Source organism: Paenibacillus sp. FSL R5-0517, from assembly GCF_037974355.1.
Classification (GTDB): domain Bacteria; phylum Bacillota; class Bacilli; order Paenibacillales; family Paenibacillaceae; genus Paenibacillus.
Genome location: NZ_CP150235.1, coordinates 1,759,451 through 1,786,415, shown reverse-complemented (window position 1 = coordinate 1,786,415; position 26,965 = coordinate 1,759,451). Strand labels below are relative to the sequence as shown.

32 protein-coding genes are annotated in these 26,965 nt (G+C 45.2%); 7 read left to right on the top strand and 25 right to left on the bottom strand.

The annotated features are described in order from the left end of the window. Positions 1-24 precede the first annotated feature (24 nt). The 5 genes from MKX40_RS07935 to MKX40_RS07915 form a co-directional block, all read right to left on the bottom strand. Complete coding sequence (locus MKX40_RS07935; protein ID WP_339240635.1) at positions 25-489, bottom strand: NUDIX domain-containing protein; 465 nt, start codon at positions 487-489, stop codon at positions 25-27. A 71-nt stretch (positions 490-560) separates the two neighbouring features. Beyond that, positions 561-1,043, bottom strand: coding sequence for a hypothetical protein (locus MKX40_RS07930; protein WP_339240634.1), 483 nt, complete (start codon positions 1,041-1,043; stop codon positions 561-563). Positions 1,044-1,205: 162 nt separating this feature from the next. Continuing rightward, a complete protein-coding gene (locus MKX40_RS07925) occupies positions 1,206-1,733 on the bottom strand; it encodes a GNAT family N-acetyltransferase (protein ID WP_339240633.1) in 528 nt (175 codons plus the stop codon). A gap of 442 nt (positions 1,734-2,175) precedes the next feature. After that, on the bottom strand, positions 2,176-2,670 hold the full coding sequence (locus tag MKX40_RS07920) for an isochorismatase family cysteine hydrolase (protein WP_339240630.1): 495 nt from the start codon (positions 2,668-2,670) through the stop codon (positions 2,176-2,178). 73 nt (positions 2,671-2,743) lie between these two features. Next, positions 2,744-3,454, bottom strand: a complete 711-nt coding sequence (locus MKX40_RS07915; protein ID WP_339240629.1) for an AAA family ATPase — start codon at positions 3,452-3,454, stop codon at positions 2,744-2,746. Positions 3,455-3,751: 297 nt separating this feature from the next. Here MKX40_RS07915 and MKX40_RS07910 point away from each other — a divergent pair, with 297 nt between their 5' ends. Genes MKX40_RS07910 through MKX40_RS07900 form a run of 3 tightly spaced genes read left to right on the top strand, consistent with a single transcriptional unit; the run spans position 3,752 to position 6,623 of the window. Further along, a complete protein-coding gene (locus MKX40_RS07910; RefSeq protein WP_339240628.1) occupies positions 3,752-4,636 on the top strand; it encodes a PRD domain-containing protein in 885 nt (294 codons plus the stop codon). After that, positions 4,633-5,139 (top strand): PTS glucose transporter subunit IIA, encoded by a 507-nt coding sequence (locus MKX40_RS07905; protein ID WP_339240627.1) that lies wholly within the window; start codon positions 4,633-4,635, stop codon positions 5,137-5,139. Before MKX40_RS07910 ends, MKX40_RS07905 begins: the two co-directional genes overlap by 4 nt. Positions 5,140-5,168: 29 nt before the next feature. Further along, positions 5,169-6,623 (top strand): PTS transporter subunit EIIC, encoded by a 1,455-nt coding sequence (locus MKX40_RS07900; RefSeq protein WP_339240626.1) that lies wholly within the window; start codon positions 5,169-5,171, stop codon positions 6,621-6,623. Between the two features lie 153 nt (positions 6,624-6,776). On the opposite strand, the gene MKX40_RS07895 is transcribed toward MKX40_RS07900, so the two are convergent. The 7 genes from MKX40_RS07895 to MKX40_RS07865 form a co-directional block, all read right to left on the bottom strand. Continuing rightward, positions 6,777-7,790 (bottom strand): bifunctional glycosyltransferase family 2/GtrA family protein, encoded by a 1,014-nt coding sequence (locus MKX40_RS07895; RefSeq protein ID WP_339240625.1) that lies wholly within the window; start codon positions 7,788-7,790, stop codon positions 6,777-6,779. After that, positions 7,787-8,800 (bottom strand): phosphodiester glycosidase family protein, encoded by a 1,014-nt coding sequence (locus tag MKX40_RS07890; RefSeq protein ID WP_339240624.1) that lies wholly within the window; start codon positions 8,798-8,800, stop codon positions 7,787-7,789. Before MKX40_RS07890 ends, MKX40_RS07895 begins: the two co-directional genes overlap by 4 nt. A gap of 297 nt (positions 8,801-9,097) precedes the next feature. Continuing rightward, on the bottom strand, positions 9,098-10,054 hold the full coding sequence (locus MKX40_RS07885; protein WP_339240622.1) for a radical SAM protein: 957 nt from the start codon (positions 10,052-10,054) through the stop codon (positions 9,098-9,100). Between the two features lie 233 nt (positions 10,055-10,287). Then, on the bottom strand, positions 10,288-10,860 hold the full coding sequence (locus tag MKX40_RS07880; RefSeq protein ID WP_339240620.1) for a GNAT family protein: 573 nt from the start codon (positions 10,858-10,860) through the stop codon (positions 10,288-10,290). A gap of 78 nt (positions 10,861-10,938) precedes the next feature. After that, a complete protein-coding gene (locus MKX40_RS07875; RefSeq protein ID WP_339240619.1) occupies positions 10,939-11,595 on the bottom strand; it encodes a pyridoxal 5'-phosphate synthase in 657 nt (218 codons plus the stop codon). A gap of 104 nt (positions 11,596-11,699) precedes the next feature. After that, positions 11,700-12,314 carry a histidine phosphatase family protein gene (locus MKX40_RS07870; RefSeq protein ID WP_339240618.1) on the bottom strand — a complete coding sequence of 205 codons (615 nt, stop codon included), beginning with the start codon at positions 12,312-12,314 and terminating at the stop codon, positions 11,700-11,702. Positions 12,315-12,457: 143 nt separating this feature from the next. After that, positions 12,458-12,964, bottom strand: coding sequence for a DUF2569 domain-containing protein (locus MKX40_RS07865; RefSeq protein ID WP_339240617.1), 507 nt, complete (start codon positions 12,962-12,964; stop codon positions 12,458-12,460). Positions 12,965-13,286: 322 nt separating this feature from the next. On the opposite strand from MKX40_RS07865, the gene MKX40_RS07860 reads away from it, so the two are divergent. After that, the gene (locus MKX40_RS07860) at positions 13,287-14,225 is read left to right on the top strand and encodes a hypothetical protein (RefSeq protein WP_339240616.1); all 939 of its coding nucleotides are present in this window, start codon (positions 13,287-13,289) and stop codon (positions 14,223-14,225) included. 19 nt (positions 14,226-14,244) lie between these two features. Here MKX40_RS07860 and MKX40_RS07855 read toward each other — a convergent pair whose 3' ends face one another. The 9 genes from MKX40_RS07855 to MKX40_RS07815 all read right to left on the bottom strand — a co-directional run bounded on the left by MKX40_RS07855 (position 14,245) and on the right by MKX40_RS07815 (position 21,410). After that, positions 14,245-14,538 (bottom strand): RNA polymerase alpha subunit C-terminal domain-containing protein, encoded by a 294-nt coding sequence (locus MKX40_RS07855; protein ID WP_339240615.1) that lies wholly within the window; start codon positions 14,536-14,538, stop codon positions 14,245-14,247. A gap of 19 nt (positions 14,539-14,557) precedes the next feature. Next, the gene (locus MKX40_RS07850; RefSeq protein WP_339240614.1) at positions 14,558-15,565 is read right to left on the bottom strand and encodes a phosphotransferase; all 1,008 of its coding nucleotides are present in this window, start codon (positions 15,563-15,565) and stop codon (positions 14,558-14,560) included. A 40-nt stretch (positions 15,566-15,605) separates the two neighbouring features. Further along, complete coding sequence (locus tag MKX40_RS07845; RefSeq protein ID WP_339240613.1) at positions 15,606-16,199, bottom strand: DUF4304 domain-containing protein; 594 nt, start codon at positions 16,197-16,199, stop codon at positions 15,606-15,608. A gap of 27 nt (positions 16,200-16,226) precedes the next feature. Then, the gene (locus MKX40_RS07840) at positions 16,227-16,739 is read right to left on the bottom strand and encodes a DUF4275 family protein (RefSeq protein ID WP_339240612.1); all 513 of its coding nucleotides are present in this window, start codon (positions 16,737-16,739) and stop codon (positions 16,227-16,229) included. A gap of 21 nt (positions 16,740-16,760) precedes the next feature. Next, positions 16,761-17,360 carry an NUDIX domain-containing protein gene (locus tag MKX40_RS07835; RefSeq protein ID WP_339240610.1) on the bottom strand — a complete coding sequence of 200 codons (600 nt, stop codon included), beginning with the start codon at positions 17,358-17,360 and terminating at the stop codon, positions 16,761-16,763. A 127-nt stretch (positions 17,361-17,487) separates the two neighbouring features. Continuing rightward, positions 17,488-18,165 (bottom strand): ABC transporter ATP-binding protein, encoded by a 678-nt coding sequence (locus MKX40_RS07830; RefSeq protein WP_339240609.1) that lies wholly within the window; start codon positions 18,163-18,165, stop codon positions 17,488-17,490. Beyond that, positions 18,162-19,292 carry an ABC transporter permease gene (locus MKX40_RS07825; RefSeq protein ID WP_339240606.1) on the bottom strand — a complete coding sequence of 377 codons (1,131 nt, stop codon included), beginning with the start codon at positions 19,290-19,292 and terminating at the stop codon, positions 18,162-18,164. Before MKX40_RS07825 ends, MKX40_RS07830 begins: the two co-directional genes overlap by 4 nt. A 67-nt stretch (positions 19,293-19,359) precedes the next feature. After that, complete coding sequence (locus MKX40_RS07820) at positions 19,360-20,736, bottom strand: HAMP domain-containing sensor histidine kinase (protein WP_339240604.1); 1,377 nt, start codon at positions 20,734-20,736, stop codon at positions 19,360-19,362. After that, the gene (locus MKX40_RS07815; protein ID WP_339240603.1) at positions 20,733-21,410 is read right to left on the bottom strand and encodes a response regulator transcription factor; all 678 of its coding nucleotides are present in this window, start codon (positions 21,408-21,410) and stop codon (positions 20,733-20,735) included. The genes MKX40_RS07820 and MKX40_RS07815 overlap by 4 nt, the downstream gene beginning before the upstream one ends. 290 nt (positions 21,411-21,700) lie before the next feature. Here MKX40_RS07815 and MKX40_RS07810 point away from each other — a divergent pair, with 290 nt between their 5' ends. Both MKX40_RS07810 and MKX40_RS07805 read left to right on the top strand, forming a co-directional pair. Beyond that, positions 21,701-22,672, top strand: coding sequence for a cation diffusion facilitator family transporter (locus MKX40_RS07810; RefSeq protein WP_253432328.1), 972 nt, complete (start codon positions 21,701-21,703; stop codon positions 22,670-22,672). Between the two features lie 353 nt (positions 22,673-23,025). Further along, the gene (locus MKX40_RS07805; RefSeq protein WP_253432325.1) at positions 23,026-23,454 is read left to right on the top strand and encodes a hypothetical protein; all 429 of its coding nucleotides are present in this window, start codon (positions 23,026-23,028) and stop codon (positions 23,452-23,454) included. A 246-nt stretch (positions 23,455-23,700) separates the two neighbouring features. Here the strand turns inward: MKX40_RS07805 and MKX40_RS07800 are convergent, their stop codons facing one another. Beyond that, on the bottom strand, positions 23,701-24,672 hold the full coding sequence (locus MKX40_RS07800) for an aldo/keto reductase (RefSeq protein WP_339240600.1): 972 nt from the start codon (positions 24,670-24,672) through the stop codon (positions 23,701-23,703). A gap of 25 nt (positions 24,673-24,697) precedes the next feature. After that, positions 24,698-25,114 carry a MerR family transcriptional regulator gene (locus tag MKX40_RS07795; RefSeq protein WP_339240599.1) on the bottom strand — a complete coding sequence of 139 codons (417 nt, stop codon included), beginning with the start codon at positions 25,112-25,114 and terminating at the stop codon, positions 24,698-24,700. Positions 25,115-25,357: 243 nt separating this feature from the next. On the opposite strand from MKX40_RS07795, the gene MKX40_RS07790 reads away from it, so the two are divergent. Continuing rightward, positions 25,358-25,489, top strand: a complete 132-nt coding sequence (locus tag MKX40_RS07790; protein WP_339240598.1) for a hypothetical protein — start codon at positions 25,358-25,360, stop codon at positions 25,487-25,489. A 45-nt stretch (positions 25,490-25,534) separates the two neighbouring features. Here MKX40_RS07790 and MKX40_RS07785 read toward each other — a convergent pair whose 3' ends face one another. Beyond that, positions 25,535-26,398, bottom strand: a complete 864-nt coding sequence (locus tag MKX40_RS07785; RefSeq protein ID WP_339240597.1) for a phosphotransferase — start codon at positions 26,396-26,398, stop codon at positions 25,535-25,537. A 78-nt stretch (positions 26,399-26,476) separates the two neighbouring features. Beyond that, the gene (locus MKX40_RS07780) at positions 26,477-26,950 is read right to left on the bottom strand and encodes an NUDIX domain-containing protein (protein WP_339240596.1); all 474 of its coding nucleotides are present in this window, start codon (positions 26,948-26,950) and stop codon (positions 26,477-26,479) included. Between the last annotated feature and the right edge of the window lie 15 nt (positions 26,951-26,965).

The window sequence follows — 26,965 nt, the reverse complement described above, 5'->3', positions numbered from 1 at the left end:
ATCTGAACTATTCTATTATCGCGATCACTCGCGAAGCAATTTAGTCTCTCCTTGCTTCAAGTCTACAAATATAGGCTTCTGCACATTGTTAATTGTGGCAATATCAATCTCATCAAGATATCTGAAAACAAGCTGTAATGATTCCTTTTGTTCATCTTCAAATAAAAGAGTCATCTGGTCATCACAGAGTTTTCCTTCCAACTCCGCAATAACGTCAAATAAAAACATTACAAACACTACTTCATTTCCATCCGGATACGTATAGTGCATTCTCTCGCCCGTGTAGATGGAGGCCAATTTATAAGAACTCACGTCAAGCCCTGTTTCCTCTTTCACTTCTCTAATCATGGTTTCTTCGATTCGTTCACCTGGCTCCATACCACCACCAGGTAATCCCCAATCTCCATAATCAGATCTCTTTTGCAGCAGAACCCTTCCCATACGATCTCGAATAATAGCTCCACCGGTAACTACAATACGACTAGTCATGCCTCTGCCCCTCTCTGTTGGGTTGCTTCAACAGCTCACAATTTCAATCAGGAAATTCTACGATTCATTCTTCATATCCCAAAATGCACAATGCATTTCCCATTTATCTCAGCATGCTTTGCCATGTTCGCAAGTTTATGTAATTCGTTAATTAATTCGACCTTATTGTATGCAAGTGTCTCGTAGTAGCCCTTTTGTTCTTCTCCATCGACACAGTAACTCCCTGTTAGAACAATCGGATCTGTCGCATAGCTAAATAGATCTATCCAGGCTTGAATCAATTTATGAAACTTCAACAATGCATCCTGCTCTTCAATAACGGTTATTCCACAGTTGTTCAGTCCACTACATCTCATACAGGTGGATGGATTCCATGTATCCAACCAGCGAAGGGAATCATAAATATATGCAATGAATTCGTCTTCCAGGGCCGCATAAAACTCTGACTTCAGCCCACTTTTATGTATGTTGCCATGAGAATCCCAGGAGTAGGAGGTATACATATTCTCGTTTACTCGCGATTTGTTTTCAATCACAAAATGATGCTTGGGCATACCTGCTTTCTCCCCCTTACACGGTCATTCCTATAGACTCCTCTTTCTTCATCATAACCCATGTATTGGTAAATGGAAATTGAAAAAGATCCTATCCACCTCTCAACATAGGAGAAGCAAATCGGACCTGAAAAAATCAATTACATTCAGAAAACCTTTCGTTTATTCAGAAACTCTGTCTCTTCGCACAAAAGTCTGGGACAAAATCCGGTGGCTACCAGCGATGTTGTCAATCTCAATGTTATATTCAGACTCGGTATATTCGATCTGATGGTGCTCATAATACTTTTTCCAGAATGAAACTGCTGTCGCATTGTTAGCGAGCTGTTCTACTTTGAATCTACCCTGAAATTGAGCAAAAACCAAGTCAACCGCTTGTGCTGCCAGCCCTTGCCCGCGATATTTTTGGACCAAGAACAACTCCTGCACGGTATAATCCACATCTTCCGGCACATATGGAGGTGAGCATACCAGTACGAATCCAATAACCTTCCCCTCATACTGAATGAAAAACGGATATAATTCATCGCGTTCCAGATATAAATAGGTGTTCGTTGGATCATATTTCCCCTCTTCTAGTAGATCTTCGCCAGAATATTCAGACAGATCATATAAGTACAAGTTGAACAGGTTGAGAAACAATTCCTTTTGTTCTGCCAAAATACGCGTAATTTGCACATTCATCTTCATTCCACATCTCCCTTAGTTAATCAGTTGGTTCGTGACCCATACAGGACTTTCCCGATATCCACAAAGGGCTTGCTGCGCCCTGTTCTCAATATATCGTTTCAACCCTAGCAGATATAGGCAAAGTTTGGTTTAAACCATAGAGTAACCATACATTCACGGTCGTCATGCACATATGTACAAAAAAAAAGACTCCCTACAGAGTCCCATTATCAATCTTATCTTTATTTTCCACCAATTATCCTCTGGCATGTAGCCAATAATTATTGAATTATATAGGTTCAACTAAACTTTTTACACAAAAACGGAGAGGACAGAAATAACCTGAAGAAGCGGAGCGTTCGCCTTTATCACCGGATTTCCCCTTTAAAAAAGGAATCAAAAAAATCTGGGGATAACAGTGATCGGAAGGTTGTTCTGTCATTGGAGTGCAGTGTAAACCTCTTTAGTTGAATTTATATAGATAATCAACCACAGGATATGAGATCACATTGCGGTCCCTGTACGTTGAGATCACTGCTTCGTGATGTGTGCTTAGAATTCCATTTTGCAACATCACCGGCCGGAAACCTCGCTCCATCGCTCCGTTATAGGTGAATAGAACACATTCCTCTGCGGCAAAGCCGGCGATGATCACTAGTTCAATGCCATGACTCTTCAACACCTGCTCCAGATCAGTCTGCCAGAAGGCATTGGATGCTTCCTTCGTAATCGTGATATCCTTCTCATTCACATCCACCTCGGGAATAATGCGATACTCATCTGGCGCTGCCTCTTCCATCCCTTCCACATCCTGTACGTGAATGACCACATGATTATTCGTGCGCAGCACACCTGCAACATGATTAATGTACTCGCATGCATGGTCTATCGAAGTCTGGTCCATCTTTTTCCGCACAATACTCTCTTGCATATCAATAATCAGCAAACCTACTTTCATCTAATCTCTCCTCAACAATAAATTTAATGTCGCATGATTCAATATCTTCCCTTGTTTACACGGATAACTTAACTTAATCCTTGAATAGTTCATTCAGCATCCGGTCGCGGTTCTCCAGGAAACTGCGGGTAATCTGATAGTGGTCGGTATCCTCATAGGCTACCTCTTGAATATGGCTATCGTCAAAGCTTAAAATCTCTGCCCCCGGATACCCCAGCAAAATGGGTGAGTGCGTCGCAATAATGAATTGCGAAGTGCCTGACAGATCATGAAGGATACGCAATAAAGAGAGCTGCCTAGCAGGAGATAAAGCGGCTTCGGGCTCATCAAGCAGATAGATGCCTTTGGAACTGAAGCGATTGACGAACAGACTGAGAAAAGACTCCCCGTGCGATTGTTCATGCAATGAACGCCCGCCATAATATTGAAGCGATGCCGGCATCTCATCGACATGTGATGCGAATTGATAGAACGATTCAGAGCGCATGAAGAAACCATTCGTTATTTTGGGCAACCATGCCAGCCTGAGATAATTCCCGAGCGAGGATTCCGAAGCATGTGTCTCATAGGTATTATTCCTGCCGCCCCCTGCGGTATTGAATCCACATTGATGAGCGATGCCCTCTAGCAGCGTAGATTTCCCTGAACCATTTTCACCTACAAAAAAAGTAATGTTATTCGTGAGCTCCAAACGTTCCAACGAACGTATCGCGGGGATGTCAAAAGGATATTGGTTCCGATTCTCAATCTTGGTCGACATGAGTTCTACACTTCGAAGATACATAGGCATACTCCTATTCATGTTAGAATTGGCTCCAACTACGGCAGGTACCTTTTCGTTTACACATTCCCTATATTAAACGACGAACAGTTGGATGACAAAATTAATGGTTGACGGTGGCAGATCAGCTTTATATTATGTAGGAAGAACGTTCTGATGAAAACATAAAATGAATTGGCGTGTTACCACCCCAGAGGGCATGAGCCAAGAAGCGAACATGAGACTATACTCGCTTCTTGGCTCTTTTTGCGTTCCGGAGGCATGAAAGCGTTAACTTTAGAAATGAGGAGGCGGTGAACCGTGAGTAAAGGAATGATTCTGCAGGTGGAGCGGGTCGTTGGCAGTAATATTGTTCTGGCCCGGTCGCACCAGAATACCAAGGAGTACGTACTGATTGGCAAAGGGTTGGGATTTGCGTTCAAGGCGGAAAGCACCGTTCAGACAGATGATTCGCGGATTGAGAAAAGGTTCCGGCTGGAAGACCGGGAGGAGTGGGGGCAGGCGCAGGAGCTGATAAAGGATCTGGACCCCAATGTCATCGACATCTCTGACCGAATTATCCGTCTCATCGCTGATCAGTTTCCCGGCAAGCTGAATGACAAGATCTACCTTGCTCTTCCGAGTCATATTCAGTTCACCTTATATCGTATCCGCAACGGGATGGAGATTCTGAATCCTTTTCTTACGGAGACAAAGCTCAGTTTTCCGAAAGAATTCGAAATTGCCTCGGAAGCGGCGGCCATGATCGGAGAGGCCTTTGGCGTAGAGGTACCGGAGGATGAGGCCGGGTTCCTGACATACCATGTGTACTCCTCCGTAAATCACGTCCCTGTCGGACAGTTGGTTAAGGTATCCAATGTGATCAGCAAACTTCAGTCGATTATTGAAGATGAGGGTGGTATTCGCTTTGATCAGGGCAGCCTTAGCCAGGCAAGACTCATGATACACCTGCGCTTCTCCATGGAACGCCTGTATCAGCAACCGATGACGGCCCCCACCTTCGCACAATATGTGAAAAATGAATATACGTCCGAATACCAGCTGGCCACAAAACTAAGCGCTGTAATGGCCGAGGATTTGGGTACAGAAGTGCCTGAGGAAGAAACGGCTTTTCTCACAATGCATCTATACCGGCTTTTTCAAACCCATGCCAAAACCAACAACAGAAAGGACAACACACAATGATCTGGAAATGGAAAAACAACAAATCTGCCAAAACATCTGAAACAATATCCGTCGCCTCCCCGCTCACCGGAACCTGCGTCAGTTTGGAAGAAGTGCCTGACGAAGCGTTCGCGCAAGGAATTATGGGACCGGGAGTCGCAATGATTCCCCAGGAGGGCAGGCTGGTCGCCCCTATCGACGGCACTGTGGTGCACCTGATCAAATCGCACCATGCCTTAATGATTGAGCATGCTTCCGGGCTGCAGCTGCTGCTGCATATCGGTATGAATACTGTCAGCCTGAAAGGACAGGGTTTCACACCCCAAGTGCAGACCGGGGATCAAGTCACTATCGGTCAGACTCTGATTGAATTTGACCTGAATGCGATCGCTTCCGCCGGTTATCCGCTCATCACCCCTGTCATCGTTGCGAATGCAGCTGAACAGCCGTGGGAGTCGCACCCGGAGTATGGCAGCGTAGAAGCAGGCATGGGAACGATCATGAAAGTCAGCTTATCCAAATAACCTAAATCAAAAAAGAAAGGAAGAACAATATGCTGAAATCACTGCAAAAGCTGGGAAAATCCCTGATGCTTCCTGTAGCAACCTTGCCTGCAGCAGGTATTCTTCAAGGCCTCGGTCTTCTTAATTATGAAAAGGACATTCCGCTCGGTCCCGTGATCGGGGGATTTCTTAATCAGTATGTAGTTCCATTCCTGAATGAGGGAGCGGGGGCGATCTTTGGCAACCTTGCGCTCATCTTCGCCATTGGGGTGGCAATCGGACTGGCGGGGGATGCGGTCGCCGCGCTTTCAGCCCTGATCGCTTATATGGTACTGACGCGGATTCTGGGAGCCGTTCCAAGTGTATTCGGCTATATTCCTGACGATGTCAAGCTGGATATGGGCGTATTGGGCGGGATATTTGCCGGACTGCTTGCAGCCTATATGTATAAAAAATACCATAATATCAAGCTTCCTGACTGGCTCGGCTTCTTCTCCGGCAAACGCTTTGTGCCGATGGTGACCGCCGGCTCCATGCTGGTGTTGGCCATTATGTTCGGCATGATCTGGAGCCCGATTCAGGATGCCATCGGTGCTTTCGGCGCCTGGATTGTAGGTTTTGGCGGCGTTGGCTCCATGGTGTTCATGATCGCCAACCGCCTGCTCATCCCGCTCGGTCTGCATCATGTCCTCAACTCCATCGCCTGGTTCCAGATTGGAGATTATACCAATGCAGCCGGGGAAGTCGTGCACGGCGACCTGACCCGCTTCTTCAACGGAGACCCTACGGCAGGCATGTTCATGTCTGGCTTCTTCCCGATTATGATGTTCGCTCTTCCGGCAGCGGCGCTAGCCTTGATTCATACAGCCCGGCCTGAAAAGCGCAAAATGGTCGCTTCGATCTTTATCGGAGCAGCGGTCGCTTCATTCTTAACGGGTATTACCGAGCCGCTCGAGTTCTCCTTCATGTTCGCGGCTCCTCTGCTGTATGTAGTGCACGCTATTCTTACTGGTGCAGCAGCCCTGATCATGTACCTGCTGAACGTTAAGCTGGGCTTCGCCTTCTCTGCAGGTCTGATCGATTACCTTGTGAACATGAAGCTGTCAACCAATCCGTTGCTCATGATCCCGGTCGGACTCGCATTTGCGGTCGTCTATTATTTCCTGTTCCGGTTCATGATTGTCAAGTTCAACCTGAAAACGCCGGGGCGCGAAGATGACGCTTATGATGCCGATACCCCCACTGATACTTCCGCCGTGGCAGCGTCTGCCGACACCAAGGCTGGTAAGGTGCTTGCCGAGATCGGGGGAACAGATAATATCGAGAGCATTGACGCCTGCATCACTCGCCTCCGGCTAGTTGTTAGGGACGACAAAGCCGTCAACGATCGGGCACTCAAACAGCTTGGCGCTTCCGGCGTCATGAGGCTCGGTGGTGGAGCTGTGCAGGTTATCTTCGGCACTCAGTCTGAAATCCTGAAGGATGAGATTAAGAAGCTGATGTAACGCTCGTCCTCCTGTGGGTTTAAACGGCCGAGAACAAGGATATTCCCCCCCCTGTTCTCGTCCATTTTTGGTTAATCAAGAAGCACGGGATATTCTTTTGAAACGGTTTTGATTGAAAAAAAGAGAGCAAGCTGTATGCCCACTCTCTCTGTGTTAATAGACAAATCTGCGCTGCGCCCAATAGCTGAATACAAAGATGGACACCTCAGTTAACAGCTTGGCTGCGAGCAGCGGAATAATCAGTTTTTCATTATAAAAATACAGTAAACCGTAGTTTAATAACAGCACCAGTAGGACAAGTGAGAAGTATTTGGGCAAAGACTGCCGGACCTTCGAGGTTCGTCCAGCTGAAAATACGTACTTCCGATTCATCGTGTAGTTGAAGAGTGAGCTGCATAGTCTCGCTGCAACAACCGACAGAAACAGATTATGCGTGAAATACTGAATAACGAATAGTAATGCAAAATCAATTAGAGCAGACAGCAACGAAGATGTGCTGAACATCAGAATCGGCCTATAGATTCGGAACGAATCGACCAGCGGGCGGAAATGAGAGGACTCATTGTGATCCAGATACACCGTATCAATAAACTCCTCCGTAATCTCATACCCTTCCTTGTGTGCACTTAACAGCATGTTCATCTCGTATTCAAACCGATCCCCGGGGATCTGGTTCAGCCAGTCCAGCATGGCGTAGGGAAAACCGCGCAGACCCGTCTGTGTGTCATATACTTTGGTACCTGTCGTAAGGGAAAAGACCGCTCGTGTGACTGTGTTGCCAATACGACTCCGTGCTGGAATCTTACCACTGAAACGACGACTGCCGAGCACAATTCCGGGTGTCGTTTGTGCGAGCAGCACTTCAAAGATACGCTTAATATCATGTGGCAGATGCTGCCCGTCACTGTCTGCACACACTACACCGCCCTGAGGCCCATACTCCTTAATATACTGAAAGCCTGTCTTCAACGCCCTACCCTTCCCCAGATTGACGGGATGTGTCAGGATCGTACAGCCATAGGCTTCTGCCGTCTCGAAAATCCCACGGTAACCCGGGCCACTGCCATCATCCACAATCACAATAGGTCCAAGCTTAAATGTCTGTAACTGCAGAACGAGATTCAGCAAACGCACATCGGGTTCATAGGATGGAATTAATATCGTCATGATCCTTGTCCCTCCGTCAGATATAGAATGTCACTTACGCCACGTTCCTGGTTGCGCCCCAGTGGATTATTGACGACTCTGCCCATAAAATACATCGTGGATGAACCGCCGCCGTCCAGATTGTAGGCTTCGGTTGCTCCAAGGCCTTTCATGACATCGGCCAGTTCTGCCAAGGTCATGCCACGACTGTCGTCCTGCCGACCGTCCACCACTACGAAGACGTAATGATTCGGAGCAATCATGCCGATTGCTGTTCTTGGATTCGCATCCTGGATGGAGCGGTTGCCGAAGTTGTTGTCAATTTTTACACTGCTAAAGTCACTGACAATCTCGCCATCCTGAATCAGAATGGGCCCGAAGGATAACGTATTGGTGGCGCCTTCAGCCAGCAGTTCCGAGGAAGAAATCTCATTCTCGTTATATGTTTTTATGGTCCCATTGTTGAACAGGGCAAGTGCATCCCGCGTCGGGCTGTCCCGATACAACGTCCCATTTCGGATAATGACACCATCATCACGGAATCCGTAATAGTCCCCATTAATGGCAAAGATCGCATTGTTGGCTGCGGCAATCTCTGACGTATTCTCGGTAATGTTCGTTCCAAAACTGTTATCCGCCAGTGCTGTTCTCAGGCTGCTTGCATCCGTTAGCTGAACATCAGCGACATAATACGTAATTTGATCCGAGCCAGATCCTGACTGTACCTTATCAATATGGACCTCCATATCATCGCTCGAATAATTCCAATCATCTGACGTTGCATTCACTTTAGTTGCGGTGGTCGGAGTACTGGTGGAATCATTCGTGTTGCCCGTTGCTGCCGTTGCTGTGTTCTCATCCGCTACAACCACCTGCACATGCCGGATCAGGTAACGGTCAGCCAAGCTGTACAGGATTCCACATACTGCGAGCACAAGGACAAGTGTGATGATGAGCCATCTTCGCTTTCTAGGGGAGATCGGTCTTTTATGGGGGTCTTTCCGGGTTGGTTTCTGATAGATCTTCATCATGTCAAGCTCACCTCTTCATCTAAGTTCTTAAGGCCATATTAGGCCGGGGAGCTTAAATGAATCTGAAACTAAATAACTTGAACTAAAGAATATTCACACTGACACTACGATGACAGAGCAACCATCCAATCGCTGTTATTGTGTAAATGAATAGTTCAATAAAATAAGGTGATCCGTTTTCCCAATGAGGAAAGCAGATCACCTTGATTTTTAATCTATATAACCTTAAATGTCGCTGTTATTGTATAGATGTTTCGTTCAGCTTACAGATCAAAACATCTTCGTCAGAGCTTCCTGTTATACGTATGGAAATAGAGCATCATATGCGGGACAAGGCCGCTTTTCCAGGAATTCCGTTAACGCTGGTGGCTGCTGGGCATAGATATCCTTCAACGACGTTCCTTTATAGATGTTGCCAATGACGACAGGATGGCATAACTCACAGATGAGAATATCCCCGTTGCCGTGCAAGTGAAGTTGTTTCGTGCCATCCACACAATTAGAGAAATACACGCCCGGTTGCTCCCGCAAATTCAACTGTTCAGCAAACCGGTCCATACAGGTGAAATAGAGCGTTGTATCTGGCTTTTTATGCTCAATCAGCTCCGTTACAGATCGAACAAGAGACGCTCGGGATACAATCTGACTCCAATCGGTATGTGGCATCTTAATGCTGTTCTGGATCTCATGGATGCGCACACCCAAATCATACACCTTATCGCTAATGGCCTGCATGTTCGCTTGATTCCCTTCAAACAGTAACGTTTCCAGTACCGTCTCCAGACCGGCTTCCGTGCACAAACGGATATTCTGCTCCAGTCTCTCATACATGAGAGGATGCACACGGTAGTACGCAGCATACGACTCCGCATCCGTATAATTGAACGAGATATGAATGTTGGACAAGCCTGCATCACGCAACGCGAGAATCCGTTCTTCTGTCAGCAGACTGGCATTACTGTTCAATTGTGTATCGATGCCATGTGCCGCACAGTACGTCACGATCTCCAGACAATCCTGGTATTTCAGGGTAACTTCGCCCCCGGACAATCGCACGCGCTTAAGACGAGGAAGCTCACTAATAATACGGATGATTTCCTGACTACCGATGCACGCTCCATCGTCCCGATTGTAGGCGCAGCAATAGTCGCATTTATAATTACAGTTCGATGTCACTCCAACTTCAAGCCCTTCCAGCTCATATACGCCGGGTGTTTCAAGTTCGAGTGATTTATATTTGTTTTTGGCTGTCAATTCGTTGTACCTCCCGATTCTCTCATTCAATCCACGTTTGGGTAACTTGAAGAGTATAGCGGATAGCACACGGTTGACGATATGACATTATGTACGTTGGTTGTTGTAAAAGTGTGATGAAAGGAAATCCCCGGAGCCCTCTATTGTATGTCATCCATGTTGAACTCAGGATTATAGGCAAACTCGTGGCTCGCCAGCAAACTCGATCGCCCTTTCAAAAACACGTTCTATATTTAATACGAGTTATAGAAATCTTCTTTTACAATGGCATACATCTTCAGATCCTGAAGTTCATTTTTTACCTTCATGTATTTTCTCAGCACACCTTCAAATTGCATGCCTGCCTTCTCCATGACTTTCGCGGAGCCCGTGTTCTTCACTAAACATTGAGCCTGGATTCGTTCCAATCCCACTTCGTCAAATCCAAATTGGATGATTCGTTTCACCACTTCGGTCATGTAGCCTTGATTCCAATATTGATCAGATAACACATATCCCAACTCGACTCTCCTGTTATCGCTATCACACCCTAGATAGTTACAACTCCCAATCAGTCTCTTGGTTTGTTTATCTTCAATGCCCCATGGGCCTATTAAATTCACATCATACCGGCTCATGACAAAATCCAAAAAAGCTTTGGTATCTTCTTTGCTCTGATGCGCGTCCCAAGTGGTGAACTCCGAGACAGCGGGTACAACACAATAACTATACATATCATCCAGATCATCATAGGTAAGCCGCCGGAGTATCGTCCTTTCGGTCTCCAACACCGGAAATGGTTCGAAGAAACTTTCAATCGTTTTCATAGATTCGCCTCCCTGAGATTGTTAAGAAAAGAAATCCATAACCGTTCGATCCGCGCTGCCTACTCATCTGTTATACAATCAAGGCCACAATCTGCGTGTCTTCCACTGACCATCTTGCCTCACATATTGGACTCGCACATGCTTGCGCTCTGAATCTCCCTGCCAGAACTCCACCTCTTGTGCATTCACGGCATATAAACGCCATTGAGATGTAACGACATCGGGGTCACGTTGGATACGTTCTTTCTGAGCTTCAATGGCATTATCCAGCACTTCCTCACTATTCAAAACCTCACTCTGATGCCCTGTCATGGCAACTGTTCGCGCTCCAGCTGAACGTTTGCGGAAATCATCAGCGCCTGCTTGATCTCCCTGATCCTCAGCAATTCCCTTTATCCGAATCTGTCTTCCAAGTGAAGGCCAGTAGAAGGTGAGAGCCACATGAGGGTTCTCCTTCAACTGCTGCCCTTTTCGGCTCTCCGAACTGGAGGCAAAATAGAACGTTTCGTCGATTACGTTTTTCAAAATTAACACCCGCGCATCAGGATAACCATCGTGATCCACGGTGGAGATCGTCATGGCATGAGGTTCTTTCACTTCGTTCTCAACCGCCAATCTCAACCACTCCAAAAATAGCTTCCCTGGCCGCTCCGGCAACTGCCCCATATCCCACGTTGGAAATGGTCCAGATAAAGACTTCAAATGTTGTAGCAGTTCAATGGGTTGATTACTCATGTCATCGCCTCCGTTTGCTATTTTATACCATTGTAATACATTGGGACCTATGAGTCTGTACATCCTGATTATGTCGACTGATCAGCTCTGGATCTAATAAACAACTACTCTAGATGACTTAATGCATTTGCACTACTAAGTTTCCAACCATGCCTTCCCTTTTCAACGGTATGTACACTGGTGTTACCCATGGGATAAAAGCTGGACTGATTGCTCCATTCCCGATGCTCAAGCAGATAATACAGGATGTTAATCACTCCGCCGTGAGTAATTAGCAGAACATTGGACTTGAGTGTATTCTCCTCTAGACCTCTGAAAAGATTCTCGAAAGCGGTGCTTATCCGGCTATAAAAGTCTCTTGGACTTTCTCCTCCCGGAAAAGGGGAATGCATCTCAAGGGTGTTGAAATACACTCCTGGATAATGCACTTCCGCATCTTTATGAAGCATACCTGCCAACTCTCCGTTATTCATCTCCCGCCAATCTTTCATTAAGCTAGCCTGCATGTTTAATCTCTTCTCAATTTCCCGTGTAGTCTGTACTGCACGAGGAAGATCACTGCTAACAATCGTATGTATGTTGTACTCGTCAGCATGATGATGCAAATGCTCTCCCAATTTCCTGGATTGATTGATTCCTTGTTCCGTAAGTCCACGCTCACTCCATCCGCCTCGATACCCTTCCTCATCCATCCCGTGTCTTACCAGATAAATTTTCAAGATCTCTCCCCCTTTTCACTTCCTATGGAACAGATTCCTTCACACACATAGGCTACTTTACGTATATAAGTCCTTTCAATAGAATCAAATAAACCCGACCTCAGATAGCTTCTATCCAAAATCGGGCATTTCCTGCAACCTATTTATCTTACAAATGTATTATGAACTCGTTCCGACTTGATAAAGTAAGGAATCCAGATCGCACAAGTGATGACAGATTTAGCAATATCTCTGATTGAGCTTCCATCTTCCAATTCTTTTGCCAATGGAATCTGGAGTAATAACAGGTAATCAATAATTCCAACAATCAGACTGAGACCATAGAAGATAATCATCAGACGGGGCAATATCGCTTTCTTGCTATAAAACGCAAAAATGGTATAGACACTGAATAATAAAAACAGCGTATTGTACACCATCTCAAAAATAAGTACTGGGCCCCATAGCGGGTGATAATAATCTGATTGTTTGGAAGTTAGCATTTCCCAAGTCTCAGTTGTGAATGTGGGTATGATCTGTTGAAATAATTGCACTGCAAGGAGAATTACTGTAAGAAATAATCCAATCTGGATGAGAATCAGCCAACCACCCAATCCCGATACGCCTAGTGGACGGTAGTCTGTTTTTGGTTCTTGAACATGTGGTTCCACTTCGTAACACTTCCTTATATCATTTTGTTTTTCTGAGATGAGTCTTCCTCGTAATAGTACTACTCCAAATCGAATCTACGGGTACTTCTATCTCCTTACTATACGTGCGTTGTATGTATTGTCACACTTCTTATAGCTATCTCCCCATCCTCCTCTTATATAGAATTTTACACAACTTCCTTATTGTACTACGTGTGTCAAGAAAGCCAAAGAAGACCTTCGCTATACTTCCGCCATGTTCAGTTTAGTACGTGTACGTCATAATCCTCTTATACAGATGCAGATGGTGACTCTGCATTTGACTACAAAGGAGGATATGGATATGTCCAATCCCAAAGTAAACCTTTTGCCTTTTGCCGATATTTCAAATTATGTCGAGGGCTTCGATATCGTTTCCACCCAGTGGGGCGGGGATGGCCTTGTCTATGTACTGTTGATGAATCAGATCCCCGAAAGAAAACGAGGTATGTTCGTCCAAAGTAAATTGAATCAAAACTATACGTACAAAGTGCTTATTGTGACTAATCAAACTATCGAGGAAGTTGTCATCTGGGGACAGACGTTCAATTATCATTACGTACAACCATTACATGATCATCTGCTGCTCGTCGGAGCACGGTGTGCGAATTATGGGAATGAACAGGTTGATCTGAACGCCAAAGTGTGTGATTTAGACGGAAATACCATTCGCGAGTTTTTGTTGGGAGACGGGATCCAAAGTGTGCAGGTCACAGAAAAGGGAACGATCTGGACCAGTTACTTTGATGAAGGGGTATTTGGTAACTACGGTTGGAGCGATCCGATTGGATCATATGGTCTGCTGGCCTGGGATGAGCACGGGAATAAACGATATGAAAATCGTGAAGCTGACATTGCGGATTGTTACGCACTCAATGTGGTGAATGAGAAGCAGGTCTGGTTCTACTTCTATACCGATTTTGAACTCGGTTGTATCTCAGGGGGCACCTGTGAACCCAACGTTACATTCATGAATCCAAACATCTCCGGTTCCTCCGGCTTCAGTACGGATGGTTATCATTTCTTGTTCGATGCCGGGTACGGTAAACATGGGACGTTTGTGCTTAAGAAGATGGAGAAGCCCGGAAGATTCAGCAAGGGGCAGAGAATTGATTTATTAAATGAAGATGGTAAGTCCTTCAAGCAGGCAAGGCAGGATTTTCGCCAACATCGTCTGCTACTCAGTGAAGGTAACTTGTTGTATCGGGTAACGATGGAGGAGATTACTTCTGTTTTGGATTAAAGTAAAGGAGTGAAGAGGGTTATTTCTTAAACGATAATCCCTCTTCTTCCAATGCGTTTCGCAGTTTAGGTATGGCAGATGGTCCGATTCCATGCAACTTTAGGATCTCTTTCTCCGTGTACTCTGATAGTTGCTGTAGTGTCGCAATGCCTTCATTCTCCAAGGCACGTCTGGCGGGAGCGGACAGCAAAGCTAGAAATCCATTTTTCGGTTTACGTTCAGCTTCGCACGTTGGACAGGTTGGGCAATCACTTTTTTTATAATACGAATGTCCTTGTTCGCATGTTCTGAGTGTTCCTTTATCGTTTGCCATATGGGCATCCCCTCCTGGATTAAGTATTCAACCAGTTCTTCATCTCTGAAATCATGTTTTCGTATTGTTTCAAAGCCTCTAAAGTGCGAATGACTTGTGATGTTCCTACTAACTGTTCCTCTATGTCCGTACATTCAATCCACAGTGACCGTTTAAGACTATATTCGAGCCAGTCCAACTTTCCAGCAAAACCATGATCCAGAACTACTTCCCAATTGGCTGTTAGACTGCCCACTCGCTTCTGATATCCACCTATAAAAGCCAAGAACTTTTCCTTGTTTATACTTCCAGTGCTACCTACTGACCAATACACAGCGGTTTCGACCAGATCATGCATGGGATTAATATAACCTGCCGATTCCCAATCGATAACAATAGGTATGCCTTGTCTCCACATCACATTCTTCGGCTCCAGATCTCTGTGACTAATTACCTTATTGGATGCTAGCATTGAAGATGACTTCTTAGCCTTTGTGCTCCACTCATACAGCTTATCGATATTGGAATCCAGAATATCAATCCATTCCATATTCTCTTTCTTTCCTTTGTTCAGATAAAACATCCAATCTATTGTTTTAGGATTAGTTATCTGTGAACTATCCAATTCTAGTTTTCTAAAATCCGTTTTGTGGATATCTGCAAGGATCGTACCCATCAGAGAACTGTTATTGATCGTAACTTCATCTTGTTCCAAACGTTGACCCTCAATCCAATCAAATATTAGATAGAATTGATTATCAATGTTATGCATAGAAGCGCCCTTTAACATTTTTGCAGGTTGAGCATGGATATGTTCAGCTGCCACGTTTGCTATTTTTTCTGAATCCATATAATTTTGCACAGCAGAAGGTCTTATCATGATCTGTGGATTCAATGCCTTAACTGCATAATTAGCTTGCGTCGTTTCAATGCTGTACATTCGATGAAGAAGTCCACCTGAGATTGGTTTGGGCGAACTGATCAATTCACCAAGCTGTAATTCGCTACACAGTTTATTGAAATTCAAATTATACTGAGTATCGTTCATATGTCATCCCCTCATTTTGACTATTTGTCTGGAGCAAAGCTTACAAACCGTACTCAGCAAAAATGGCTGCATATTTCTTTTCAAATATCGTCCAACGCTTTTCGGCTCCGTATTTGGCATGTAGTTGCTGTAAATAATACTTGGCTTCTTCCGTATCGCCGACTTGTAGCAGGAAGCGGAAAGTTTCTTCACTTAAATGTAGCGCTGTCTTCGCCATATAATAATGGACTATATCTCTGGCCCCTGTTAGCGAGTGTAGGAATGAAATACCCTCTTCCAAATGTGAAACCAGTTCTTTCGATAAAGCGTCCTGATCAACATCAGGCGTTAGGGAATAGTGGTCTGGGGCGGATGGGACTATTCCCTCGATCCGGCAAGTAAAATGCGATTTGTTCTCCAATATGGCCCCACTCAAAGCAACGGACTGCAACTCCACAAGCTCGGTGGAATGGACACTACAGTTAATATAAAACTGCACATGCCTACTGCTGTTATACTTTGATTTCTGGACGTTGAACTTGTATATGAGGTTGTCATCCGTTTTGTAGAAATTCAGATCTTTTTTGGAATAGCCATGTTTGGCCAATAAGGGTTTGACGTCTGTGTTGATGATCTTCTTAAACAGTTCCTGCATAAGATATCACTCCCCTTTTGTTCAAAATCATGCTTGTTCTGTTTTATAAAAATAAGGGCCACACATGGATTCATGCGTATACACGTACGTCCATGTAAACGCCCTGTCGAAGATATAGATATCTTGCTCCGAATCAAAATCCGCTGCAATGATCCGATTCGCATTTTCGTATAAAAGTACCCAACCACCACTTTCATACATCACATATACTTCATCTTTCGGCTCGGCATTAAAAGCATCTCGTGCTTCATCATGTGTCAGACATTTCTGTTGTTCATAACTGAACATATGCCACTTGTACTCGCTATAATGGATAGACTCTTTGACCGCATCATCGATATTATTGGCGAATGCTCTGTCCCATTGCTGTACAATCCTTTCGGATTCCTCGTACAGTTCGGAGACAACAACCCCTTTATCCTGCAAGTTCTTCTTGAACATATATTCCTGATGGATACGCTCAATTCCCCAATATGCGCGGTTCAGTTCCAATTCGGGTAAAGTATCCAGCAGCTCGTTAATTTTATCTCGAATCATCATTACCTCCGTAGGATATCGGATTTAAAATACCTGGTCCTCGCCTGACTGTTCAGCTTCTTCTCGCAGCATATGAGCCAGTTGGTACATCTCCGCAATATCATATCTGTTCTGCTTCTGAAATCTTCGAATTGCTTCGTCGATCTCAACAACCTCCACCGCCACTACCTGCTCTCCATCCTCTGGATTCAGCGGATCAGCTACAAGTTCAACGTCTCCATAACCGATGATTCTTACAAAATGGGGGTGCGGGATATGCGGTCGATACGGTTCCAACGCACTGGATGTGCAATAGAATTGACCAAAAATCTGATAGGAGCGCATTTCTGCACCAAGTTCCTCCATCAGTTCGCGCTTCAGTCCGTCCATATACGGCTCACCTGCTTCAAGCGTCCCCCCAGGCAGCTCCCAGTCTCCATTATCCAGTTGAAAAACAACACATTGATCCCCGACAAATGGAATGATACTAATATTGCTCACCAGCTTTTCATCCACGATGTCATTTAATCTGAACTCTGCCTCAATAAGGCCCCAATGAATCGACGTAGTAAGTGCCGGGAATTGTTCTGCATTCAAGCTGCTCAACCGCATCCGTTCCTCTCTATGTAAAATAAAATCTCTCATTTATATACTTCTCCCAATTATAGATGAAAATGAAGAAAGAAGGCCACCTTCCCCTTGAGGGAATACATGACCTTCTCGTCCTTAACCACATCAGATTGTTCCATTCCTGACAAACTTACCCAATCGTCTAATGCTGCACCAGCTTTCCCTTTTCCAAAAAAAGAACCCGGCTACAGAGCGGCAAAATCCGCTCATCATGCGTAACCATCACTGCACTCTTGCCCTGCTCTTTCACAAGCCGTGCAATCATGCCGACAATATCCAGTCCGCGCTCCGCATCCAGGCTAGCTGTCGGTTCATCCGCGAGCAGGACAGCCGGATCGTTCATCAATGCCCGTGCAATAGCGACCCGCTGACGCTCCCCACCAGACAGCTTCTCCGTATATGCCTTCCGCCGATGGGTCAACCCTACCGTATCTAGCAGCTCATCCACTCGTTTCTCCGCCTTGTTTTTATCCGTTCCGGCGAGCTTCGCGACCACCATCAGTTGTTCTTCTACTTTCAGGTAAGGAATGAGGTTGGCACTTTGAAATATAAAACCAAGCTGCTGAAGCCGTATATCAGATATATCTTGTTTGCTTTTGCCCATAATAGAAGCCCCGTCCAACAGAACCTGTCCTTCCGTTGGTTCAAGAAGTGCGCCAGCAATGGACAGGAATGTACTTTTGCCAGAGCCGGAAGGCCCCATCACAGCCACAAGTTCCCCTTCGGCCACCTCAAGATCGAGCTTATCCAGAATCGTGCGTTTACTGCCACCATCTTCAAAGGTCTGGGTAATTCCCTGTAATACCAATCGGTTTCTCATGCTGCTGTCCTCCCAATCGCATCAAGTGCATCAATTTTGGTAACCTTCCACACCGATAATAACGAACCCGCCATAGACATCAGGATGAACAATACGCAGGTTAAGGCGAGCGTGGATAAACCTAATTGAAACGGCATTGATGCAGGCAGAATGGACTCAAACAGTCGAACCAGTAGTACGCTTATCACCAAACTGCCAACCGACAGAATGAATACTTGTAACGAAACACTACCCGCCAGATAACCATTCCGTGTTCCGATGGCTTTTAATATGCCGAACTGACTCGTTTTCTGAATCGTGATGACATAGAAGAATACCGCAAGCACAAACGCCGAGATGACATATAGAAAAGCGATCATCATGAGCAACGATCCCTGCTCTTCCTTATATCCAGGGATGGCCGATACGGCATCCGACTTCGTGATGACTTCCGTATCAGGCATTGCAGCACTTAGTTCGTCTACCTGCTCACCCGCGTCCTTTACCGCAATGGCATTGTATATCGGAGCATTGGCATTGGTGTCGGCTGAACCTTGTGTAGTCCGTGTCCCTGCTTGAAGCGTAAGCCATTCTTCTTCATTCAGGAACACGACCGGAGAGTGACTGAAAGACTCATTTTGTACAAATCCGCCAACGGTCCACTTCATCCCCGAAGCTTGATCGACCAGAACGGTGCCAATCGTCACACCGGATTCAGCTAACTTATGATCCACCACCACCTGCCCGTTGGTCTGATCCGTAATCGAAGTTCCTTCGGTAACTGCTGGAGCAAGCCAGCCTTCCGGATTCACCATGAACAACGTGACATCGATCTTTTTCGTGTCGCCCATTGGACTGACCGTTGTCATTTTCACACCGAGCGGCTCAGCATTCTCTTGCCCCACCACGGAGCGAGCTTGATTAAGTTGATCCTGATCCACTTGTGACCGGGTAAACCGATGATTCGAATCCTGTTCCAGCACAAAGTGGGTTGCTGCCATATTTTTGACCGAAGCTGCGTTATCATACGCCAGCCCCTGTGCAAGACCTGTAACAAACAGTACCAGAAATGAAACCAGCACCATGATTGTAGCAATTAAGGCATATCGCCCTTTGGCATACCTCATTTCCCGAATAGCCAAGTACATGTTGTGTGACCTCCCTCTTGATAACCCAAGTATAAGAGGCGAAAATGAACGGAAAATGAATAACAGATTACATCTGCGGGAGTGTCACAGTAAAGACTGTTCCCTCAGGCGAACTGGAAACCTCAATTGTACCGTCATGAATTCGAATAATTTTCTGCACAATGGCAAGTCCAAGCCCGGTTCGTCCGGAAGAACGTTCCCGCGCACGGTCCACCCGATAGAATCGATCGAACAGGAACGGCAGATGCTCAGCTGCAATGCCGTCCCCTGTATCCTTAATCTGAATCACACACTGGTTATCTATCTGCTCGGCATGAATCTCGATGCTCCTTCCTTGTGGAAGATGATTCACCGCATTACCGAGAAGATTCATCCAGACTTGCATGAGCAGCACTTCATTGCCAATCAGCTGGATGGATTCGGGCACCGAAATCCGAAGCAGCAGTTCTTTTTCTTCCAGTTGCCATTGCAGCACCTGAACCGCTTGCCGGAATTGATCCCGCAGAGAGAACTCCACTTTGGTCAGATCTTCGTTGCCTTGTTCCAGAGAGGACAGGAGAAGCAGCTGCTTGCTCAACAAGGAGAGATGACGGCTCTCCTCCTCAATGATCGACGCATAGTGCTCCCGTTCCTGTTCAGGCAGATCCCGATCTGCCACCAATTGGGCAAACCCCTGAATGGAGGTCAGCGGGGATTGAATCTCATGAGATACGTTGGATACAAACTGCTGCCGCGCCTGATCCACTCTCTCCAATTCACGACTCATGGTCATGAAATGCTGGGCCAATTGTCCAATCTCGTCACGCCGTGCGGTAGGCAATTTCAGATTATATTTTCCTTGTGCAATCCGCTTGGTCGCCTCGGACAGACGTTCAATCGGATTGACCAGATAACGGGTACTGATCAGAAAGATCAGAATACTAATGCCTATGGTAAATGCACCAATCAGTGCAAAAAAGATACGCAGCTCACCGAATTGCAGGATTACGTCCGGACGCATAAAGAGAGCGTAATTCGTATTGCCCAACTGTAAATGAACACCCACGGTGTTGCTTAATTGATTATCAAAGAAACCGGTAATGAACGGTTTGCTTGGAAACTGCGCGACACCATGGTACACCTCACCATTCAGCACCAGATCTACTGCTTGCTTGTCCAGATCCTTCTCACGGAATTCGCGGCCGTAGAATTGGTCGTTGCCTTTTCCATCCGTCACATAGATTTCGTATCCAAGATCGGCGGCATTGTTCAAATACTGCTCCATGGTCCCGGGTTGCTGCTCCACAAATTGCTTCATCTGCGTTGCAATGCCCACCAGCTTCTCATCATTGAAGTCCTTGAGCTTCGCATGATAATAGATATTCGACAAAAGGAAACCGAGCATGCCGCTGACCACAATCACCGCCACCGTAATAAGGAATACCCGGACGTACAAGGTCCTCACGGTGCTTTCACCTCCATCTTGTAACCAATGCCCCGGACCGTTTGGATCACAAAATCATCCGTATAATCAGCAAACCGATCACGGAGTCGCTTAATATGTACATCAACAGTACGGTCATCTCCTTCGTAATCCGCTCCCCAGACAAGTCGAATGAGTTCATCCCTAGAGAACAAACGTCCCGGGAACTGGGCAAGCTGTGAGAGTAATTCGAATTCCTTCATTGGTAAAAAGAGAATGGATTGCCCGTCCGTAACCTCCACATTGTTCCGGTCGATCACGATCCGGTTCATACGAATGATATCACTGGATGTGCGATGGTATCGACGAAATAACGCCTTTACCCGGTAAACCAGTTCTTCGGGTTCAAACGGCTTGGTCACATACTCATCCGTTCCTTTCAAATAACCTTCTCTCTTGTCAGATAGCTGATCTCGTGCCGTCAGCAACATAATCGGAATGTCGTAATGCTGCCGAATGAAATCACATAATTCCAGTCCGTCCATGCCAGGCATCATGACATCGAGGATCGCCAGATCGATTGGCGTTTCTTGCATCAGTTTCACCGCTTCTACACCATCCTGCGCTTCATGTACCCTATAGCCTTCCTTGGTCATGACATGCCGCAAGAGTGCTCTAATATTCGCATCATCGTCTGCCAGCAGCAGATGTTTCATATCGTTATCCGCCCTTCTATGTAGCGAGAACATCTCACTATGATCCTGCACAGATGGTAGCACAAAAGCAATCTCATTCGCCAGCACGTGCATGGAGATACCTTGGTATGTTTACATTTCCTTAAATCTGGTTGACACTACTATGAGGCGCAACTATAATAAAACCATAACATATGAACGAACGCTCATATATTCATTTGTTAGTGAGTAACCTTTGCTAAAGATTTATTTATAGTCACACTAGAATTCATATTACATAACGGAGCCTCGCTCCAAAGGAGAGGATTTATATGTCTGGACATCAACACAGTCATAACCATGGGCACGATCACGCTCACACCACCAATAACAAAAAAGTATTGTTGTTTTCCTTCATTATTATTACCGTCTATATGATCGTTGAGGCCATTGGCGGATTTATTACCAACAGTCTCGCACTTATTTCGGATGCAGGCCATATGTTGTCCGATTCCATTGCGCTCGGGATCGCTTTGCTGGCGTTCACGTTTGGTGAAAAAGCCGTGAATACGGGTAAAACGTACGGCTACAGAAGATTCGAGATTTTAGCTGCCACGTTGAACGGAATTACTTTAATCGCCATTGCGCTCTACATTTTCTACGAAGCCATTGGTCGATTCATTAACCCGCCAGAAGTCGCAACCGTAGGCATGTTAATCATCAGCGTCATTGGTTTGCTCGTCAATATTCTGGTGGCTTGGATCATGATGCGTGGTAGCGATACGGAAAATAATCTGAATATGCGCGGTGCTTATCTCCATGTCATCAGCGACATGCTGGGATCGGTTGGGGCCATTGCAGCGGCACTACTCATGATGTTCTTTGGCTGGGGTTGGGCCGATCCACTGGCGAGTGTCATTGTCGCGGCACTGGTATTGCGTAGTGGGTTCTATGTCACCAAATCATCTCTGCATATCTTGATGGAAGGCACGCCGGCCAATGTGGATGTGAATGAGCTGGTGCAGACCATCAAACAAGTGGATGGCGTCAAAGGCGTACACGATGTGCATGTCTGGTCCATTACCAGTAACCTGAATGCACTGACTGCTCATATCGTCGTAGATGGAACGATGGATGTGTATGCATCCGAGACCTTGGTTCAGAAGATTGAACATATGCTGGAGCATAAAGAGATCAAACATGTAACACTCCAAGTGGAGTCCGAGAAACATCTGCATGATACCTCGGTACTATGTACCGTCAAGGGCGACGCACCAGATGCTCACGCACATCATCACCATTGATATGAATAGCTGTAAATAAAAACAGGACTTATTCCCGGTAGTGGAATAGTCCTGTTTTCATTTTCCACGTAACTTTAATGCCTTTCAGGTGTTATGTAATACACATAGCATTATCGAATTAACCGGTTTTACACCGTCATTTTCTTAATATAACGAGGAGGTTATATCTACTCATGGGAAACTTCCGTAAGTTCATTTCAGTGATCCTTGTACTGGTAACGCTTCTTCTATTTCTTAACTACCAGGAGCTAAGAGAAAACAATAGACTACAAAACATCATCATCAATGGTATATATAATTGTCAAACCGACTGCGACAGCATTACTTTGAAGGAATAGAAAGGGGTAATAATCATGACAAATAGACCATTTTTCCCGTCTCTTCTGCTCTTCCTTCTTCTCACAGCCTGTGCTTCAGAAGCTCCTGCTGAAAATCATGATACTGAAGTTATCCTAACAAATGAAGCTTTGCCCATTATTACGAATGTTGAGACTAACTTTCCCGAAAAAGAAGGTTGGATTATACTTCCTACTGATAGCACAGAGATAAATATCACAGTAGAGGCGACCAACGCGGAAACACTTCTTTTCTGGGCCGTTCCAACAGGAACAGAGACTTGGGGAGAAAGAGAACTGATCGGATACGATACCAATGAGAACGATGGTTGGAAAATAACTTGGAATATTGCGGGTAAGTCTGTGCATCACCACATGACTGTTCAAGCATTAGGGAGTGACGGTAAGACTATTACAGATAAGACAATAAATATTACGAACGAGTAAGATCGATTTAAATCATTTAATTAACGAAAATATTTTTTTGATAAAGGAACCGCCCTACCCCAATAACTATTATCTTAAGTGGGACTCCATTATTTTTGTATATAAGTTATCTCTGAAATAAATGAAGAACGATTGGAGATGAATACAAATAGAGACTTTCACTAAAGGAGAGTCTCTTTTGTATTCCATATTTGTATTTTACTGAGCAACTATTTCGCTGCGGATAACAAGTTACACCCACATGATTTACCCGTTAAGCTGTGTCATCATTTCTTTCATATAACGTGTTCCATGAACCTCATTTTGAGGACTTACCTTTTCAATGCGAGCTAAGTCATCGGGTGTCAGTTCAATTGTTGCAGCGTTCGCATTTTCCTCCAAATAGTTGATTCGTTTTGTTCCCGGAATCGGCAGTGCGTTATTAGCTATTGTCCAGGCTAAAGCCAATTGTGCAGGAGTACACTCCTTCTCCATCGCGATCTCTTTGATTTTATCCACAACTTCTATATTTTTGGCAAAATTTTCTCCTTGGAACCTCGGCATATATCTGCGCAGATCATTAACATGCAAATCTTCGAATTTCCGTATCTCACCTGAGATAAATCCTCTGCTTAATGGACTGTATGCAACATGTGTAATATTCAGTTCTCTCGCAGTAGGCAGAATCTCGTCCTCAATATCCCGGCTCCACAGGGAATATTCGCTCTGCAACGCAGAAATCGGATGAACGGCGTGTGCCCGGCGTAAAGTGGAAGCCGATGCTTCCGACAAGCCAAGGCAGCGGACTTTCCCCTCTTTAACCAAATCAGCCATTGCGCCGACAGTTTCCTCAATCGGAATCTGAGGATCTACCCTGTGTTGGTAGTACAGATCAATATATTCGGTATCCAGCCGACGAAGACTTGCTTCTACAGCTTTTTTCACGTAATCCGGATGACCATTCAACGTCTCATAGTTCGGGGTATACGCAAATTTGGTAGCAATAATTGCCTGATCGCGACGACCCTTCAGCGCTTTCCCCAGTAGTTCTTCATTATGACCATTACCATACACGTCAGCTGTATCTAGCAGTGTAACGCCAATCTCCAGCGCGTGATGGATGGTCTTTATTGACTCCTCATCATTGGTTTCTCCGTACATCCCTGGAGACATGCCCATTATTCCCAATCCAATCGAAGATACAACAATATCGCTATTTCCCAGCACTCTTTGCTTCATTTCTGCATCTCTCCATCCGTTCATGTTAGTCTTCAGCGATGCTTTCCATTTGGTCTAACAGCTTGCTTTCTGAAGGAAGCTTTCCTGTCTCTATGTCTTCATAGATCGTCAATTTGTTATCCACCGCTGCAAGTGCCTCGGCAATTTCAAGTTGGCGGCGATGTAATTCCTCTTTATATTCGTGAAGTATCGCTTTCCGTTGTGGAATCGTTGAATCCCCCTCCAGCGCCAGACTAACCATATGTTTCAATGTAGATACCTTCATACCCGTTGCCCGGAAACAGGACATCAGTCTCATCCAATCCAAATGTTCTTCCTCGAACATCCGATTGCCATGTTGATCCCGCCTAATGAAAGGGAGCAGTCCCTCCTTCTCGTAATAACGAATTTTATGTGCAGGACAACCCAGCCGCTCGGAAGCTTCTTTTATCGAAAAAGCCATAATGCTGACTCCTCCTTTATGTTCATTTTGGGATGCATTTGGCCGGTTCTTTTACATCCTAAGGCTTCATGTTCACATTAAGGCAAGCACTAATTTCAAAAAAATAATTTAGCTGATCACTTTTTTTAACAAATGGAGGACATAACACACGCTTCAGTACTGGGAAGTAACGATTAGAGGAGATTTGCCGAGAAGATCGGTGAAAGCAGAAATACGGAGAAAAAGAACCTGGAGATGCTGGGGTTGTTTCACTTACTTCAAGCGTTGGGTGCCATAGAGTGCCCGAGCTTGATCTTAATTCAATTGTTCCTTGTAGGCGGATATACACGTATGGCGCTTGCCACCTTTGCCTTAATCCGATACGATATCGTTTAGTCTGAACTAAGGCATTCCGTGATAGCTGTAGAAACTTTTGCTAGATCAAAGTTCCTCACATAATCGCTTCCATTTATCCCATGCCTTCAAGTATTCAGGCAGATCATCCGGATGATGCTTGTTACTCAGCCCAATTCGGCAATAGAGATGGACCAGAGCTTCCTCGATCAATCTGGATTTGTCCATTTCCACCTGCTCTAACAGATCGAACGCAGCAAATAAGGTTTCGGTGTTGATATCATCTGGCGAAGAGCTAAAGGCATACAAGAAATCATAGAGGATAGGCCCAACCATTGGAGAAGGGTCAATAACGCCTATGAGTTTATTTTGATCGTATACAAAATTATGAACCCCCGTATCGCCATGCAAAAGAAACTTCTCTTCTTCTTCAAGAAACAGGCGATCCACTTTGGATTGAACCAGATGATAATCATCTGTCGTTAACATACTTCCGATATTCATCTTCGCTTCATGAATGCTAATCTGATTGAATTCTTTCCATGTCCTCTGCGGGAACTCCATTCTGCCCCATGATTTCGTATCTGTAGAACGCATATATGAATTGAACAGCTCTTTCACCAGACGAGTTAACCAGTCTCTCTTCTGTCCTCTGTTGAAATGGGTTGTGCCTTCGATATAGGAGTAAATTAGATAAGTGTTGTCCTGAGCAGTCAACAAAACTTCAGGCAATAACGAAGAATTCTTATACGTCTCCAAAAACTGCTGGGCAATATGTATCTGTTCAGGTTCATCCGATTTTAATATATAGTGCTTATTCAGACTTGTACTCAACCGATAAACATGTCCAGCGGTGGTACCTGACAAACGTTGAATTTCAGTGATCACTTCGTTGATATGATGTATCTTGAATAAGTTATTGATCTCATTTACCGTTGGATTGATTAACATATAGTTCTCCTCATATAACTAGGATCTTGATTCATTTGGTAAACATGCGGCGAGGTTAGCTTCCAATTGCGCAGTGGGTTATCTTTCAAAATGGGCTCGTTCTTCTTGCTTGGAACTAAAAATATAATCCGGATACTGGTTTGCCACGGGTGGAAGCTGATCCTCGGGGAAAAACTGCAACTCCTTCATCTCTTCATTATCGGGCATGAGTTGCCCAGATTGGATCCTGCATTCAAATACGATAGTCAAATATTCGACCTGATGACCATTACTGTAAGTAAAACGTTGCTCTTCACCACCATATACCCCGATAACCTTCTCAGGTTCAACAACTAGACCTGTCTCTTCCAGTGCCTCTCTCACCATCGCTTGCGCCGGTGTCTCACCAAGCTCAATGGCTCCGGCAATCAAGCCCCAGGTTGATTCGTTATGTTTACGACCGAACAGGATCTCCCCTTGTTCATTTCGGATAATTCCAGCGACACCCGGCATAAAAATAAGCTCGTTGCCGATCTTGTCCCTGAGGTTTTTGTAATAGTCTGACATGCCCATACACAGTTACCTCCT